The following is an 18,051-nucleotide window of genomic DNA, read 5'->3' as shown; positions in this document are numbered from 1 at the left end:
AGTTACAGGAGCTGAATCGACTACTCCAGTACTCCAGCCAGAAAAGTTTTAACTTCCTTCCATGAATAATAAGGAACCGTCTTGCTCTTCAACGGTAGCGTCACTTCACATTCATTCAACAGGAATTTCACCAGTATATCATTCTTCTTATCGCGATAGAAAATAATCTGCAGATTGGCTCCCATAGGAGAGACCCGATAATCTTGCCAGGCAAGATGGAATTTTTCCATATCCGCCTCCTGATTGCTACATCCTTCTATTTGCATCAAAGCAAGCAGACGGATGAGGTGGGTATCATGCCCGAAACGGAGATCTGCCGCAGGAGTACCTTTCTTTATAGCAACATCCGCACTTTCCAGAATATTGCGCAACAAAGGCACAGCACAGCGAGGCATCAGACCGCCATTGAGCGGAGCAGCAGCATTACACACGTACATGCGAGCATTCACCGTCTTCCAAATACCCACCAACTCCTCGTATTCAAAGATATCATAGAAAGACAAATCCAACTCTACATTCTGCATATCGGCAGCAATCCAATAGAGGCTGCGCATCATGGCATCCGGATCAGCTATCGCATCAGGTTTCACAAACAGGGAAGCCATCAGGCGTCCGGGACGAACATTCTTCTTTTCAAATTCCCTGAACCCACGTCTCCATGAAGCTTTCTCTGAAGAAAACTTCTCACCTTCGGGAGAGGTGTAAGCTATATAATCCATATACCGATGGTAAGCCCTACGCTCCACATGCAAGGCAGGATTCAGTTCTTTCAAGCGTTCCGTAAAATAGCTCATGCTCATAGCACAACGCAGAGAAGTGGACGAACGGGCGTCTACGAAAGCATCTTCCCGGAATACTTGCGGAAAATTGTGATACATGCGTTCAGCTATCTCACGATGTTGACGTTCGCCAAGGGGAGTAATACTTCCACTACATCCGCGGGCATCTTCCCAAACCTTGTGCAGACGCTGACGGACATCCATGCCAAGAGGAGTAAGCCCAGAACATTGATAAAGGGAATCAAAAACACAGATGACTTCCGTATAACGTTCATCCGCTGTCATCCAACGGGAGCCATGACGACCGTAGTGACTGATATAGAAAGGCTCGTATCCTGCCGGAGCAGGGGTATGGACAGATGGAGGGGCAGGATAAGCATAATAAATACTCCCTGTCTGCTCCGGCGTCAATACGGACTGGGAACGGGCGGTGAAAGTGCACAGTAAATACAATATAAAAATTATGCATTGTCTCATCTTCGTGACGAATTTAAGTTACCTTTCAGATTACGAACATCCTTCTGTCCAATACCTTCAGCTGCCTGATCGGGACGGATATCTCCCCAAGTAACCGTACAATCATCTATCAGGATATCGGATGCCGTATCGATATAGAACCCATACGTCTTATCATGGATAAATCCTTCGCCTACGCACGGACGTTTATCATAAATACCGCCCTCATAGGCAGTACGTTTCTGCAACAGCAGATCTACGTTTTCAAAGTAGATATGGTTCACCTTGTCTTGTGTATCCCCGCCTACAAAAATACCGTTCTCGCTGGTACACTTGATATTTGTGAAATAAATACGGCTCACCTCTCCGCAACGTCCTTCGGTAGCTCCCTTCGGAAAACGCCAACCGGCATCCTTATGATTGCCTACGGCACGCGGATAAGAAGTCACGTAAATAGGTTCCGCTTTCCCCCACCAGACATCCGAGTAGAACATGCAATCCACAATCATATTAGAGAAAATTACGTTAGTAACCGTTCCTTCATCCCGGTTCTGAATACCGATGCCGCGGTTGCTATTCTTAATGATACAGTTATTGAACAGTACGTTATTAATCTTATCCATATTTTCCGAACCAATTTTGATGGCACAGGAACGGGAGACCATGGTACAGTTGGTCACCACAATGTCTTCGCACGAACCGTATTCCTCAAACTCGCGGCGGTTCTTCAGGCAGATACAGTCATCACCCGATTCTATATGGCAATTGGCAATGCGCACATTCTTGGAATGGTCTACATCGATGCCGTCGCCATTGCGTATCTTCAGATTGTTCAGAATAGAGATACCATCAATGGAGGCATCATTGCAACCAATGAGATGAACCGTCCAATAGGCACTATTGCGGATGGTTACATCACGGATCACTGTCTTCTCTATATTGATAAGCGTCAGCACATGCGGACGGGGATCAAAGTCGGTCACCGGTTTCAGCTCGTAAGAATCTTCCAGTTCTTTGCCCATAAAGGAGACACCGTTTCCGTCTATAGTTCCTGTTCCGGTGATAGATACCTCTTTCAGATCTTGACCATAAATCCACATCATACCTTCACCACGGTTATCGCGGAAAGCGCTCAATGTATAGGCAGCCTCATCGGGATTGGCAAGCAGACAGGAATTAGGTTCCAAGTGTAGTTCTACAAACGAGGCAAGATGGAAAGGACTGCACATGAAAATACGCCCCGCCGGAACAAGGACCGTTCCACCACCCGACTTGGAACACAGGTCAATAGCGGTTTGTATAGCAGCGGCGTCATCGGTCACGCCGTCACCTTTGGCTCCGTAATCCATAATATTGTAGACAGTTCCTCCAGCCTTCGGAGTACCGCACGCCCCTAACAGCAAGATGCTGCATAGGGCAAACAAGAATGCTTTTACTCTCATAATATCTTTCTGATTAATATTTGTCTGTCGATATCCTCTTACAGTCTTCATACCTGAAAGCCTCGTAATTGCTTCCCGGTGCCTTCTCTCCTTTCACGCGAATAAGGGAAAGATCATCGATTTCCCGGAACAAATAGGCACTCTCCCAAGTAGCCTCCGGCTTTTCCTCGTTCCAACGCACTTGGCAATCCACCAGTGACAATTCATCTATCCCATAAAACAGAAAACCGTTACGCGACCTTTTATCTACCGCATCTTCCGGCTCCATGAAAAGCTGTACATCGCGCAAGCGTATGTTCTTCATTCGGTTACTGAAACCTTCCATACGGATCCCACTTTGTCCGCAGGCTGTTATATTGCTCAACGTTATATTTTCTATACTTCCGGCTGACGGAATGACCCCTCTTTTCTGTATGGTGAACCAAACCGGATCGCCATTCCCCCACCAGAATGTTTCCTTGCGTACCGTATTTATAGTCAGATTGGAAAAGATTACATTGCGTACATTCCCCCCATCGCGAAGAATGATGTTGAGTCCACGGTTTGCCCGGCTGATGGCACAATTCGATACGGTGATATACTCAAAGTCTGCATGAGACTCCGTCCCTATCTTCAACGCTGCTGATGAAGAGGTCAGAATGCAATTGCTTATTGTAATATAACGGCAAGATTGGGTTTTACCATTCTGCCGGGTTGTCTTCAGGCACAAGGCATCATCACCGGTATCAATCCGGCTATTGGAAACCATTACATTGCTGCACCCGTCTATGTCCAACCCATCCGCATTAACTCCGTTATGGGAATTAGACTGGATATAGACACCGTCCACATAGACCCGGTCGCACCATTGCAGATGCACCGACCAGAAAGAAGATTCAATCACTTGTATATCGCGGACATGGACATTGGTACATCCTGTAAAGTTGATAGCTCCCGGGCAAGGTGGAACCTTTCTGAACTTACTTTGATAATCCACTCCGTAACGCCCGGCATTGACAATCTCCCGTGCAGTAATAGAATCTGTAACTTCCGTTTTCGGCTCCCTGCGGTATCTGGTACGCACGGCACGGCAATTCAACATACCTTGTCCGGTGATTGAAATATCTCTGGCATTGACTGCCCCTATCAACATTTCAGCCTCAGCATTATCGGCTGCCCCCACTTTGCGGGCAAAATTACTGAAGTCTTCTATTCTCCGGCTGGCATAAATCGTAGCTCCTGCATCCAAATGCAGATTGACATAACTCTTCAACAAAACCGTACCGCTAAGATAGTTACCGGCAGGCACCCATACAGTACCTCCCCCGTGAGCAGCACAATCATCTATCGCTTTTTGTATAGCTACAGTGGAAAGTTGCGTTGTATCGGATATAGCACCATAATCAGTAATATTATAAACCCGTTGCCCCCACGCAGCAGAACCGCAAAGGAGTAATAAGAATAATAGAATGTGCTTAAAACATGCCATATCTTTCCCTTTCTTTTGTTAGTTATTTCATTACTTCCGGCGGACAGTTTTCTGCTCCCGCTCCCCACTCTTTATTCGGTTCATCCCCCATTACAAACTCCATCACACCACCATTCACTATATCCTGATGGGTAATATAATTCCGTGTATAAGGCTTTCCATTTAGTGTTGCCGACTGGATATAAATATTCTTCTGCGACGCATTACGGACTTTCACGGTGAATGTATTTCCATTCTCAAGATTCAGCGTAAAGCTGGGGAATGAGGGGCTGGCAAGTAGATAATACGGGGTACCGGGACATACCGGATAGAACCCCATAGCGGCAAACATATACCAGGCCGACATCTGTCCGGCATCGTCATTACCGGAAAGTCCACCCGGTTCATTCAGATATTCCGTTTCCATAATATGCCGGACGGCACGTTGAGTTTTCCAAGGCTCGCCTGCATAATTGAACATATAAGCAACCTGATGACAGGGCTCATTTCCATGCCAGTAACGCTGTTCGCTGAACATGGAATCCAGTTTGGCTACATATTTATCCTTGCCTCCCATACAATCCATCAATCCGTACGGATCTTGCGGCACATACCAGGTATAATGGCAAGGAGCGCCTTCAGTAATGAAACGGGCGAAATTGAAAGCATTGGCATCATTCAGGAAAGTACCATCGGCATGACGTCCCTGGGCATATCCGGTACGGGAATCAATCACATTGCGATAATTGGCAGCACGCTGTATCAATGCCTGGTAATCATCTGTCTTACCCAGAACTTTCGCCATCTGTGCAAGGGCAAAATCATCATAAGCATATTCCAGAGTACGCGACACTTGTTCTTTCGTGTGGAATGCATCGGGTACACCGTCTTCAAGAGGAATAAATCCATATTCCAGATAAGAAGTCAGGGCACGGCGCCCCATACCGTTTTTATATTCATCTGGGTTGGAAGGAGCTTCAAAAGCATTCTTACGCATTCCTTCATAAGCCTTATCCACATCAAAATTACGAATGCCCTTACAATAGGCATCACTGATAGCGGAGATACAATGATCGCCTATCATAGCGGCGGTATAGCTATTCCAGCAAGGGAAGATGGGTAACCAGCCGCCTTGCTCATATTTATGCACCAGAGATTGCATCATATCTCCGCCCTTGGCCGGGAAAAGCAGATTTATCATTGGATGCAGGGCACGGTAGGTATCCCACATGCTGTAATCTTCATAATACGTTTCTCCTTCAGGAAGTTGCCGTATCGGGGTTCCTTTCGCAAAAGAGGGATAACGCCCATCCACATCATTGAATGTATGCGGCAGAAAAGAGGCACGATAGAAAGCACCGTAAAACATTTCCTTGTCTGCAAGCTGCCCGGTCTCTACATCAATAGCGGAGAGATGTTTTTCCCAGATCTGTCTCAAATCTGTGCAAGTCTGACCGAAATCCCAATGAGGGATTTCAGCCTTCAGGTTTTGCAAAACACCGTCCCGGTCGGTAAAGGAGGAAGCAGCTTTTACCAGCACTTCTTCGCCTTCAGCTACATCAAATTCTACATAAGCACCTATCTGTGCCGCATCACCTATCCGGATGACACCTGGAGACAGGGAATCTCCCCTGAACACACCGTACCCCGTCAGCTTCTTTTGCAGCTGAACGATGAAATGTCCGTTATACCCTGCCGGTTTTCCCCAGCCCTGATAAATGCGGTGAACGGGATTGTATCCGTAGATCTGATTGTTGAGGGTATCGATGCAGATGTATCCCTGACCTTCATCACTGTTGGGATTCACCACCAAATAACCTTTTCCTGCTTTTCCGTAGGTGAAACGAAAGATAGCGGAACGCGAACGGCCCGTCATTTCAGCAAAGATATTCTCATCCGGTAGAGAAACCCTATAATAAGCGGGAGTCGCCATTTCCTCGGCATGCGAGAAACGGGTGGAACGTGCTTCCGGCTGACAACGTAATGTACCGAAGAGGGGCATCAGGGTCATAGAACCGTAATCCTGCGTACATCCGCCCACAATCCAATGGGAGTTACGGAAACCTTGCAGCAGGGAATCTGCATAATAATAGGGAGCTATACATTTTTGTTCCGTATCACGCGTCTGCGCAGTCCAGAAGTTCATTCCGTTGGGTTCAAGTACTGCTGGAAGAGTTTGCCCGTATTCTTCCGTATTTTTGCCGAACAATCCGGCCGTATGAGTAGCACTGGGGGCAGTGCCGACGCGGGTGTCGATATAGGATAACCGCGACTCATCATCCATTCCACAACGTCCGGTGCACGAAGTGGTACCCGGCAGCAAGGCAGTTACTAATAATAGGGAGCAGTATGTATAGATCGTTCGCTTCATATTATATTTTTATATAGATTTTCTTTTTATACAATGGATAGCCGCATGCTCCCATCAGCAACGTGAAAGCAAGAGCGTAAACGGCAGATGCCAGATAAGGATCGGTTATCAATGAATGTATCCCTTTGTAAACAATCGGTTTGCTTCCGGTGGCACCGATAACAATAGCCGCCACCTCACTGAGTACATAGAGAAACAAAGGGTTGACTCCGAATACCTCAAAAAAGCGGCACCAGTTCTTCTTCTCTTTCATATCGATGAAGTAAATAAGTACAGCCTGAAGCATGGCAGCCAGTCCGCAAGTAACCAATACGAAGGTAGGCGACCAGATACGCTTATTCAATGGCAAAGCCTCCGTCAGCACAAAACCGCATGCCATCAGAATAAAGCCTGCCACAAACAGTTTCAGGGTTTTCCGTTCCAAAGCTTCCTTAGCCAGTATGATCCTCCCACAACAAAAGCCAATCAATGTATGAGCAATAGCTGCAAGGGTGCTGGTAAGTCCTTCCGGATCTATCGGACTTTTATGATAAAGGTGGTCTGCACCCAATACATTCTGGTCTATAATTGCCAGAATATTTGTACTATCAGGGGTGTATCCGTTGCCAATACCGAGTAAGACGGCATATCCGATAATAAGGAAACCGATCATCCAGCCGATATACTTAGGCTTGACATACAGAGCTACGAAAGAAACGGCACAATAACATAAAGCGATACGTGGCAACACCCCCGTAAGCCGGAGATGGGCAAGGGGAAAGAAATCGCCCTCACAGATAAAGTGAAACCAATGAATGGCCCAGCCGATACACAGAATGACAAGAGTACGTTTCAGTATCTTACGGATCACCGGGCCTGATGCCTGGAAATGGAACTTGCTCAGAGCAATGTAAGTGGAAATGCCCATGATGAACAAAAAGAACGGAAAGACCAGGTCACAAAGCGTCAGCCCATTCCATGCAGAATGCTGCAAGGAGTCGTAGGATAGCTTTCCACCGGAATTATTGACGAGAATCATTCCGACAACAGTAATTCCACGCAACACGTCGAGAGAAAGCAGACGCTTTCTCAATTGACAATTGACAGCTGACAATTGACAATTATCTGTAGGGTGGAGGGGAGATGCCGTTTGCATATATTATGGGGCTAATTAAAAACAATTATCGCGCAGCCTAATTGTCAATTATCAATTGTCAATTGAATAAAGGCTTCCTTTGCCACATCCACACAGTTTCCTTCGGGAGTCGAACCATACGGATTCTTCGCCAATGTCCAGGGTTCTTCCATTGCATAATAATCCAACTTCACTTCGGGTTTACCATCCAGTTGGTCTTGGAGGGTTTGCCAATAAGCCGCCCAACGTTTATAGTAAAAATCGCGCAGAATGCCGTTCCATTCCTTATGGGCATAGTCGCGCAGACCGCCGTCGTCAGCACAAACACGATTGCCCCAGGTAGTTATCTGCACACGGGCATTCCATTCGTACAGGTCTTTCTCTTCGGGAGTAGTGCCCAGCTTGCGTGCCTGCTCTATCCAGCGACCTACACGGAACTCACTGCGTGTACCCAACAATTTATCCTGCAACAGCAGTATATCCAGGAATTTCCGGGAGTCACGGGCAAAACTGCGTTTATCAAAGCTCTTGAAGTCGGCAATGGTACGGTTATAAACAATGCGCCCTTTATCCGAAAGGGACTGGCGGACAATATCTACCAAGTCATATTCAAAGTTATTATTACCACGATATTTATCGGCTACCTCCAGCATCAGCCGGGCAGCTTCTTCCGTAACAGTGGGGTCGTAATAGTTCTTCATCTTCGACCAGCTCGATGCCTGAAAGTTATTCAGCGAAGGACGTCCACAGAAGATAGATTCATGAGGGCCTTGCTGATTATTTCCGAAGGGGCAGTTATAAATAGTATTGGCAAGCAGAGTCCATGCCTGTTCTATCTTCTCGTCGCGCACGCCGTAACGGGCAAAGAGATAATCTTTCAGCCATTCCTCTTTCGTGAATTTCTCCGGGCGCCAAGGCAGCTCACACATCAGTTCGAACATCATGGGGTTATTCTCTGAGCCTTCCATGGTGAGACCGATACCTTTCAGATGAGTTGCCAACGGGTTGTTCTTTGTCAGATAGAAGTTGTTGAGCAACTGATCCATACGGCCGTGCAGACCGACATTGCCGCCGAAATTGAGCAACATACAGAAAAGCCAGTCGTGCTGCTCATAACCTTTGTCGCGCTTCCAAATGGAAGGGATTCCCCACATAGGGCGACATTCGCTGAACAAGTCCAGTATCAGCAGATCTCCGTTCTGCATATTCTTTATCATTTCAGGGCGAGGATTCTCCGTCCAACCCTGTACTACCCAAGTGGCTTTCGGATTCACTTTCTTCATAGCCGTCATGATGGCCTTTCCGGCTGCATCGAAATCTACCGAAGCGGCATTTTCTGCTTCGTGGAAGGGGTCCATAGAGTAATAATCCGCCTTGCCGAAAAGCTTCTCCTGCTCCCGGTAATACAAATCTGCTATCTCGGCAAAACGAGCATCAGTAGGCTGCAAAAAAGCCGGACGGGTAAAGCCATTCCACAGATCGGACTTGGTCAGGTTCAGTCCCAACTTCTCGTCAGCATCATGCGGAACCATTCCGGAATATCCAGGAAATACAGGTTTAATGCCATACTCACGCATGCGCTTCAATATTTTCTTCTGCAAAGCTTCCTGCTGTGCGTACCAAGAGTCCGGATTGGGGCCGCCCCATCCTTCCAAATTATTCATGGCCCACCAAGCCAGAAAGGCGGGACCAGCTATAAAACCGTTTATTTCTTCTTTGGAATATCCCAGCTTTTGGAGCATATTGAACCAGATACACTCCTGCCCTACAGCGGCCAAAGGAAGATTGATGCCATGCAGAGCCATCCAGTCTATTTCTTTCTCCCAGCGCTCCCAATCCCAGAAAGCCATCGTATAAGAGTAGGTGCAATAGTTGAAATCATAACGAAGTGAGAGGGACGTTTCGTGACGCTCTTTCTGAGTAACGGGAGGGAGTACCACGGGGAGCGATGCCTGCATGCCGTTCCATGATAGCTGGATACCGGCATAATATTTCAGATACCAATTGATACCTGTCGCTATATTCACGTAGTTGTTACCACGGACAACAACTTTACTACCTTTCTGATCCAGTTCAAAAAAGTCGTCCGCACCTTTATTGAGTTCAATAACAAATTTCTTAGATGCTCCCTTATCAATTCTTTCAAGCAAGCCATTAACAGGGTTGGCAGATAAATAAGTAGACAAGCCTACTACTAACAAAATAACTAAATAGAGTTTGGTTTTCATGGTATTCATTACTTCTGGGTGATGTGCAAAAGTAGGCGTTTATTTTATTATATAAGGAGAAAATAGAAAAGTTTGGGACGAATATAGTAAACGAGCTACCTTACCCCTTCTTTCCCAGTTTCGAACTCGGTAAATACCCAAAGAACTCTTTGAAGCACTTAGTGAAGTACTTCGGGTCATTAAAACCTACAGCGTATGCTATCTCCGAAACATTGATGTCTCCAGGTCCTTCCTGTATCATCCGTTGCGCCACGTTCAGACGGTAATTCTTCATAAACTGTCCGATAGGTTGCCCTGTGAGGTCCTGCATTTTCTTGTTGACGAGCGTCTTGCTATATCCCATATCACGCACAAAACGTTCCAGGTTATATTCCGCATCGGCATAGTGCTCCTTCATCAGGTTGACGGCATTCGTAATGAATGTCTTGTCCCGCGACTCTTCCTTTACATGCAGCTCTTCCACATTGCTGCTGGATGAGAACATCTTCTTATATTTCCTCCGTAAATTCAGGATATTGCGAATACGAAGCCGGAGCACTTCTTCATCGAAAGGCTTACAGAGATACTCGTCCACACCTATCTCGAAACTCCTCTTTTCCTGCACATCCGAGCGAAGCGCCGTAAGCATAAGGAACGGAATATGCGAAGTGGCCAGATTCTCCTTGATGCGGCGGGACAACTCCATACCATCCATCACAGGCATCATCAGGTCGCTAACTATTAAATCTATCGTATGCTTCTGAACTATTTCAAGAGCTTCCTGCCCGTCACCTGCCTCAAACAAACGGTAATCGCCCACAAGCAACGTACGGATATACGAGCGCATATCCTTATTATCTTCCACAATCAAGATGGTCTCTTTCTTCTGTGTATCTTCCGGCTGTAAGGTATCCGGCAGGTATACAGTACCGGGATCTTCCACTATTTCTCCTCTTGTTCCCACTTGTTCACCGGGAACCAACGGCATCAACATACGGAATGAAGCCCCTCGCCCGGGATTATTACGGGCAAAAATCTCTCCCCCATGCAAGTATACAATCCGTTTACACAGGAAAAGACCGATACCCGTACCACTCTGCCCGTAAACCGGATATTTCATACTCTTCTTAGATTGATAGAAACGGTCGAAAATCTTCTCCATGTCTTCTGTCACAATACCGTGTCCCGTATCACATACATTCATATAGAGCAACTTCTCTCCGCCTTCACCCTTAATGGATGCCACAAATATATCAATGCGACCACCATCGGGCGTAAACTTAATGGCATTCGAAACCAGATTAACCAGCACCTTACGCATATATCCGGGATCAATCATCAGGAAAGGATTCTCCAATCGGAAATAAGTGCATATATCAATCTGCCTCTCCTTTGCAAAAACCCTGAAAGGTATCAGCAACTCAGATAAGAACTCGACAAAATTCGAGGAGCGCTTATCCAACACCACTTTATCGATGTCCAGTTTTCGGAAGTCCATCAGTTCATTGACTAGGGAGAGCAGATACCGTGAATTCCGTTCAGCTATCTGTAACTGTGCCTTCACCGCCTCGTCCTGTGTCTCCTTCAGGGCATGCTCAATGGGACCGTGAATCAATGTAACCGGAGTGCGGAACTCATGCGTGATATTTGTAAAGAAGGCAATCTTCTCTTCCGTAATCTCTTTCACGTGTTGGGCCATGGTCTCCAATTGCTTGTTTTGGACAGCCAGTTCCTGCGTACGCAGTTCCACTTCCTTTTCCAGTCGTGCTTTCTGTTCACGATAGCTCCGGGTCTTGCGCTTATAGAATAAATAGATAGCAATGCAAATGGCTATGGCAAGAAGCAGGTAGAACCAACCGGACTTATAAAAATAAGGCGTGATTCCGACTTTTATTTCGGTCGTTTCTTCCGACCAACGTCCCAGCTCATCCGTTGCACGAACCTGCAATGTATAGTTTCCCGGTGGAACAGCCGTATACCGGGCCATGCCATCACCCGGCTGAGTTTCGTTCCATTCCTCCTCGTACCCTTCCAGACGATAAGCAAAACGGATACGGCTACTGTTTCCATAATTCTGCGTAGTAAAACCTATGGAGAAACGGTTCTCCCGTTCATGCAGAAAAATACCGGAAGCAAGAGTGATATTTTTTTTCAGATAATCACCACTGGAAGGATAAATCATATTTCCACCAATGGCCAGGGAAGAAAGTTTTACATGCGAATCCGCAGGCTGTGAAGCCTCATCGTCAGGGTGAATAATAACCAGTCCGTCTATGGTTGCCATATAAATAAAATCATGCCTTTCCGAGTAATGGATACCATTCCAATAAAACTGGGTAGCAGGCAATCCATCGGCCTGCGTATAGTTGCTGAATGTCATTGACTGGATATTCAACCGGGACACTCCATCGTTCGTAGTCAGCCACAAGTTTCCCTGTCCATCTTCCGCCATGCCGATAATGGTATTATTAGGCAGCCCGTGGCGCGTCGTATAGTTTCTGAATACAAAGTGATTATTCTTGTCACTCGTCAACTGATACAAGCCGCTTCCATTACCACCCAGCCAGATGGTACCGTTTTTGTCTTCCAGAATACTGTTGATCTTTTCCAGTTGAGTGGACTGCGGATTATCCAGTTTATACTTGAGATACTTATAATCAAAACGTTTATTTGACTTGGCAAAAGAAGCAAGGTCCACGATAAAGACACCTTGTGTAGTACCTACCCAGAGGCGTTTCTTACTGTCAATCAGTAAAGCATAGATGGCCTCAAACTCATTATCAGACTGATCGAACAGTACACGAACGAAAGTATCCTTCCGCTTGTCGTAGAAGTGTACTCCGCGCGTGGAACCGAACCATATTCCATGGTTAATCACATCTTCACAGGCACTGTTGATAAAATCGCCTTCCAATTCAGGAATATTCTCGCGGGTATAGCGTTTGAAGGTACGGTTATTGGGGATATTCAGGTCGATCCCATTAATCCCCACACCCCAAGTATATGCCCACAGGCGGTTATCGGAGTCTATCAGGATACCCATCAAGGTATTGTTGCTGACAGAGGTTATGTCATTAGGAGAAAAGAGGTGGTGGACACAAGATTTACTATCTTCATTCCACTTCAACAAACCGCGCTCTACCAGGGCAACCCAAAGATTTCCGTTTTTGTCTTCATCCACCGCATTCACAGGCGTAGGGGCATCGTTTTCGGTATCCGCACTCCCACACGTCCACAGTTTTGTCTGAAGCCGCTTCGGAGAAAGCAGGTTGATGCCACCGGTTTCAGTACCCAGCCAAATGGTCTCACCATCGGTAAACAGGCAGTTGATGGCATTGCAGTTGATGGTAACTCCCACTCGTTCACTGGTCTGACGAATAAACGAGAAAGTATCCGTGTCTTTATCATAGACATTCAGTCCGTTAAGGGTGGATACAATCAGGTGTCCCCGCTCCGTTAGTTTGATATCCGTTATATAAGCCTGGCTCAGCATCCCGGGGCGGTGGGTGGAGTAACGATAACGTTTCAGACTTTGCCCGGTATGGTGGTATTTGAATAAGCCACGGTTAGAGCCAATCCACAACAAATCGCCGTCTACCTGCATACAGGAGATCCGCCAATCTTCACTGAAAGAAACCAAGCTGTCAGACAGTTTCTCCACTTTCAGAAGATGTCCTTCATGCTTCGTGATGCGGCACACTTCATTGTCAATACCTGCACAAACTGTCCAACCCAGATCGGTGACAGCATGCACCGGAGAAGCACACTCACTCTCCAGATGATAGTAATTCTTTATAGCTCCTTCGGTATCCAGCTCTATACACCACAAATCCTTGTTAGCAGAAATCCAGACATCACCTTGCTTGTCTTTGTAAACCGTACTTACGTTTTCATTCATCAACTTTTGTAGCGGACTGTCTGAGGGAACAGACAACTCCACCAAAGCATAAGTATCCAGGTTGAGAATGTCGATGCCACCCTCGGAGGCTATCCAAAGGCGCCGGAAGTTATCTTCGCAGACCTTATGGACAAAGTCGTTCTTGAGACATATCGGTTCCGTTTGAGTGCCATAGTTCAGGAATTGATAACCGTCATAGCGACCTATTCCGTAATGCGTAGCAACCCATACATATCCTTCGGAGTCCTTGAAGATATCACTCACAAAACTATAGGGTAACCCTGCAGTTTCAGTAATAAACTTAAAGTTGTACTGGCTGAAAAAGCGATCCATGCTTTCCGAAAAAAGCGGGGGAAGCTGCATCAGACAAATGAGGAATATCAGGATACGCTGTTTCATGTGAATTCAAGTTACGAGCTACTTCTTTTCTATCCGGATACGGGCATCCACTGCAATCACATGTTTCTCCGTAGCCAAAAGCGGATTAATATCCATTTCTTTAATCTCCGTAGCAAAGCGTAGCAAGGTAGAAAGGCGTACGATAATCTCAGCAAACTTATCTTCATTCACCCCTTTCTGTCCGCGCGTTCCCTTGATAATCTTGTAAGCGCGGAGAGAATGAATCATAGAGTAAGCCTCTTCGTACGAAAGTGGTGCCAAACCGGAAGAAACGTCTTTCAGCACTTCCACAAAGATACCACCCAAACCGCAGAGCACCACATGACCGAATTTAGCTTCATACTTGGCACCTACAAAAAGTTCCGTACCTGCCAGCATAGGTTGTACCAGTATCCCCGTCACTTCGGGAATTTGCATCATACGTTCAAATTCAAACGCCAGATGCTGTTCTCCTTTTATATTAAGCACTACGCCACCGACGTCGGATTTATGAACAGGCCCCACAACCTTTGCCACCACGGGGAAACCTGTACGACGGGCAAAGGCCAGTACTTCGTCTTTATTAGAAGACACAAATTCTTCAACGATAGGAATACCGGCAGCATGAAGCAACGCCTGTACATAATGCGGCTGGATATATCCGTCTTCGGGAATAGAATCTATAATACGGCGAATACGCGGCACATCCACACCAAAGAGTTCGATCTCATTGGTAGCAGGGCGGGGAGCATTCATGATACGTGACAAGGCTGTGCCCAGCGTCACTTCATCGGCAAAGTTCACATGACCTTTAGCAAGAAAAGCGGCAACTTCTGCTCCGGCGGTATTAATAGAAGGGAGAATGGGGAAGATAGGTTTACTGCAACTCTGCATTTTCTCATGCAGCACATCGTACATCTCGAACATGGTAACCAGTCCCGGCGTACCGAAAATAGCCAGAACAGCATCTATCGTATCGAATTTCTCTTCGCAGTATTCCAGACAGAGCCGCAGATGATCGGGAGTTCCCGTAGCCAGGATATCAATCGGATTTCCTACAGCCGCACCGGGAAAGAGTTTTCCTTTCAGTTCATCTACAACCGGGCCTTCCAGTTTTGGGACATTCAGTCCGCCTTTACTCAATGCATCAGTCAGCATAACGCCCGGACCTCCGGCATGAGTAATGATAGCGAAGTTCTTCCCTTTCAATTCCGGAAGGGTAAAGATACATCCTACTGTAGTCAGCTCTTCGCGTGAGTAGCAACGTACAATACCGGCTTTACGGAACAGAGCTTCCACTGCCGAGTCCGAACTGGCAATGGCTCCTGTATGCGAAGATGCCGCACGGCTCCCGCTCTCGCTACTGCCAGCCTTGATGGCGGCAATCTTACAACCTTTCTTAATTAAAGAAGAAGCATGAAACAACAAGCGGTCGGGGTCACCGATGCTTTCGATATAGAGTAATTTGATTTTAGAATCTTTGTCCGGTTGGAAGTTCTCGTCCATATACTGCAATACGTCTTCCACACCTATCTGCTTCGCATTTCCCACAGACCAGACGGAGTTGAACTGCAAACCTTTCGTTACGGCACTCTCCAGAATGAAAACAGCGGTCGCACCGGAACTGGATATCAAATCGACTCCTTGTGGATGCAGTTGCGGGATGGGTTGGCTGAACACACTATGATGCCAGGTATTCATCAGTCCAATGCAATTCGGCCCTATCAGGGAAGCTCCATACTTATTCACCGTTTCCAGAATACGGTCTTCCAGCAACGCACCCTCATGTGTCTCCTCACCAAACCCGGCGGAAAGGATGATAAACGCACGTACCTGCTTTTCAGCAGCAAGCACCTCCACAGCATCCGGACACATCTGTGCCGGAATGGCAAGTATAGCCATATCCGTATCGGGAATATCCTTCACATCGGCATAAGCTGTTACACCTTGTACTTCTGTCTCTTTGGGGTTTACGGCACGGAGTTCTCCGGTATAGCCACCGTTAATAAGATTACGCAAGATGGCGCCTCCCGGCTTGTGCACATTATTGGATGCTCCCACCACTACAATACTGGCAGGACGAAGCAATTGGTTTGTTATCATAGTTTATTCACTTTAAGTTCAGGATACGATGTCACAAATATACACCTTTTATGCAATCCTGCAATCGGAAAACAAAAGAAATACGAAGAGGAAGAATAGACTGATTTATTTTTTCCCAATAGGAGAAAAATAATTTAGTAATAGCCGATAATAAAATGGGAGATAAATTATCATTGATGTACCAAACTATTTTTAAGCGTTACTAAAATAAATCAAGGAACTAATCTCTTTGAATGACAAAACAGGAGATTACCGTTTTCATCACGAAGATGCATCCCGTTACCCTCGCAATAACGGAAGAAGGAACAATCGCCACAAGCATCTTTTTTCATCCAATCGCGGTTACGGAATGGCCGGAAGCGTTCTTCCCATACCTGCATAAAATTGTCCCGATAGATATTCCCTTGATGAAAATCACTCCGGATACTGGGACAAGCAGAGATAGAACCGTCTATCAGGATAGAACCGACAGTAACACCGGCATTACAAGCAAAGAAGCTATCGCGTACTTCTCCTTCGTACTTGCCGAGAAAGCCTTCGCAGCCATAACTCAAATGTATCTTTCCCTCCTTACGGATTTCTTTAATGAAGTCCATAAGTCCGGTAAATTCTTCATCTGTCAGCTGGAACTCAGGATGCGAAGCAGCACGGCCAACCGGAAAGATAGTAAACATCCGCCATTGGCGAACGCCTATTTTATAAAGAGATGTTTTTAATTCGTCCAGATAAGGGTAGTTACGTCGGTTAACGCAGGTCACCACATCCCAGGTCAGCTCCGGTTCATGTACCAGCATCTTTATGGCTTCCAAAGCATTATGATGGCTCTCAGGATGTCCCCGCAACCAATTATGATCTTCGGCAAAACCATCCAGACTGATAGTTATGGAATGCAATCCGGCAGCCATGAGACGTTGCAAGCGTTCCTTTGTCAGATAAAGTCCATTGGAGACCATGCCCCACGGATAACCACGACGGTAGAGGGCCAGCCCGACTTTTTCCAGGTCTTCCCGCATCAGGGGTTCTCCACCAGTGATGATGATACTTACTTTATTGGGATTTACATAAGGAGTAATGGAATCGATAGTACGCAAAAAATCTTCAGCAGGCATATCTTCCACTGCCGCCATTCGTTTACAGTCACTTCCGCAATGCTTGCAGTGGAGATTACAGCGCAAAGTACACTCCCAGAAGAGCTGCTTCAGAGGGTGCAGTTCTTTCAGGTTATTCCAGATCTTCCGGTTTATTTCCAGAGCAAGCTGTTTACGTAATGAAAGATTATTCATTCTTTTTCTTCAGTACAAAATCTACTTCTTTAGTGTCACTGCCTTGATACCAGCCTTTGCCACCTGTCGGCTCCATTTTTATGTCAGTTGAGTCTGCTTTATAAATACCCGGTGAATCTTCACACACTAAGCGGTATTTACCATAGCCACCTGCCTGCTCATTTAAGAATCGGAACTCTCCATTCTCTTGAGTATACAGAGTATCAGTGTAATAAGCTCCCATCGGTTCTCCATCCGACGTAAGTTCCTTTACGATAACCCTTGCATCCTTTACAGGTTCGCGTAGTTCATCGAGTACCTTACCTTTAATCTCAAAACGACAATAAGGTGTTCCATATTCATCAGCCCCCGTCCCGTCACATGCATTAAAACCCAGTAAGACCAATACACCGGACAATATACGGTTGTAGAAATGTAGCCATTGTTTTCTCTCTTCCTTCATTTTCATAGCATTTCTCTTGTTCATTCTTAAATTAGATATCCTTTTTGTAAAATGCTGTTCTTTTGGAAATACTGCACCAAAGATAACTTTTTATCTGCAATAATTCAAAATAATTGTCAGTATTCCGTATA

At 46.2% G+C, this 18,051-nt stretch carries 10 protein-coding genes; all 10 read right to left on the bottom strand.

What is annotated here, in order from left to right; all coding sequences use genetic code 11:
* Positions 1-20 precede the first annotated feature (20 nt).
* A complete protein-coding gene (locus DW182_RS04755; RefSeq protein WP_118294847.1) occupies positions 21-1,256 on the bottom strand; it encodes a histidine-type phosphatase in 1,236 nt (411 codons plus the stop codon).
* Positions 1,253-2,677 carry a glycoside hydrolase family 28 protein gene (locus DW182_RS04750; RefSeq protein ID WP_118294980.1) on the bottom strand — a complete coding sequence of 475 codons (1,425 nt, stop codon included), beginning with the start codon at positions 2,675-2,677 and terminating at the stop codon, positions 1,253-1,255. Before DW182_RS04750 ends, DW182_RS04755 begins: the two co-directional genes overlap by 4 nt.
* A 13-nt stretch (positions 2,678-2,690) precedes the next feature.
* Entirely contained in the window at positions 2,691-4,145 is a 1,455-nt protein-coding gene (locus tag DW182_RS04745) for a glycoside hydrolase family 28 protein (RefSeq protein ID WP_118294846.1), read from the bottom strand.
* Between the two features lie 22 nt (positions 4,146-4,167).
* Positions 4,168-6,408, bottom strand: coding sequence for a GH92 family glycosyl hydrolase (locus DW182_RS04740; RefSeq protein ID WP_118294979.1), 2,241 nt, complete (start codon positions 6,406-6,408; stop codon positions 4,168-4,170).
* A gap of 88 nt (positions 6,409-6,496) precedes the next feature.
* Complete coding sequence (locus DW182_RS04735; RefSeq protein ID WP_255421278.1) at positions 6,497-7,630, bottom strand: acyltransferase family protein; 1,134 nt, start codon at positions 7,628-7,630, stop codon at positions 6,497-6,499.
* Between the two features lie 44 nt (positions 7,631-7,674).
* Positions 7,675-9,837: an alpha-N-acetylglucosaminidase gene (locus DW182_RS04730; protein WP_118294978.1), complete on the bottom strand. Its 2,163-nt coding sequence runs from the start codon at positions 9,835-9,837 to the stop codon at positions 7,675-7,677.
* Positions 9,838-9,937: 100 nt separating this feature from the next.
* Entirely contained in the window at positions 9,938-14,113 is a 4,176-nt protein-coding gene (locus DW182_RS04725) for a two-component regulator propeller domain-containing protein (protein ID WP_118294844.1), read from the bottom strand.
* 18 nt (positions 14,114-14,131) lie between these two features.
* Complete coding sequence (locus tag DW182_RS04720; protein WP_117706065.1) at positions 14,132-16,195, bottom strand: acetate--CoA ligase family protein; 2,064 nt, start codon at positions 16,193-16,195, stop codon at positions 14,132-14,134.
* A 212-nt stretch (positions 16,196-16,407) separates the two neighbouring features.
* Positions 16,408-17,478, bottom strand: a complete 1,071-nt coding sequence (locus tag DW182_RS04715; protein WP_118294843.1) for a TIGR04133 family radical SAM/SPASM protein — start codon at positions 17,476-17,478, stop codon at positions 16,408-16,410.
* Complete coding sequence (locus DW182_RS04710; RefSeq protein ID WP_225710413.1) at positions 17,471-17,926, bottom strand: radical SAM-associated putative lipoprotein; 456 nt, start codon at positions 17,924-17,926, stop codon at positions 17,471-17,473. Before DW182_RS04710 ends, DW182_RS04715 begins: the two co-directional genes overlap by 8 nt.
* Between the last annotated feature and the right edge of the window lie 125 nt (positions 17,927-18,051).

Source organism: Bacteroides sp. AM16-24 (genome assembly GCF_003471885.1).
Lineage (GTDB): Bacteria > Bacteroidota > Bacteroidia > Bacteroidales > Bacteroidaceae > Bacteroides.
The sequence above is the reverse complement of the archived record's forward strand: the minus strand, read 5'-3'. Positions and strand labels throughout refer to the sequence as shown.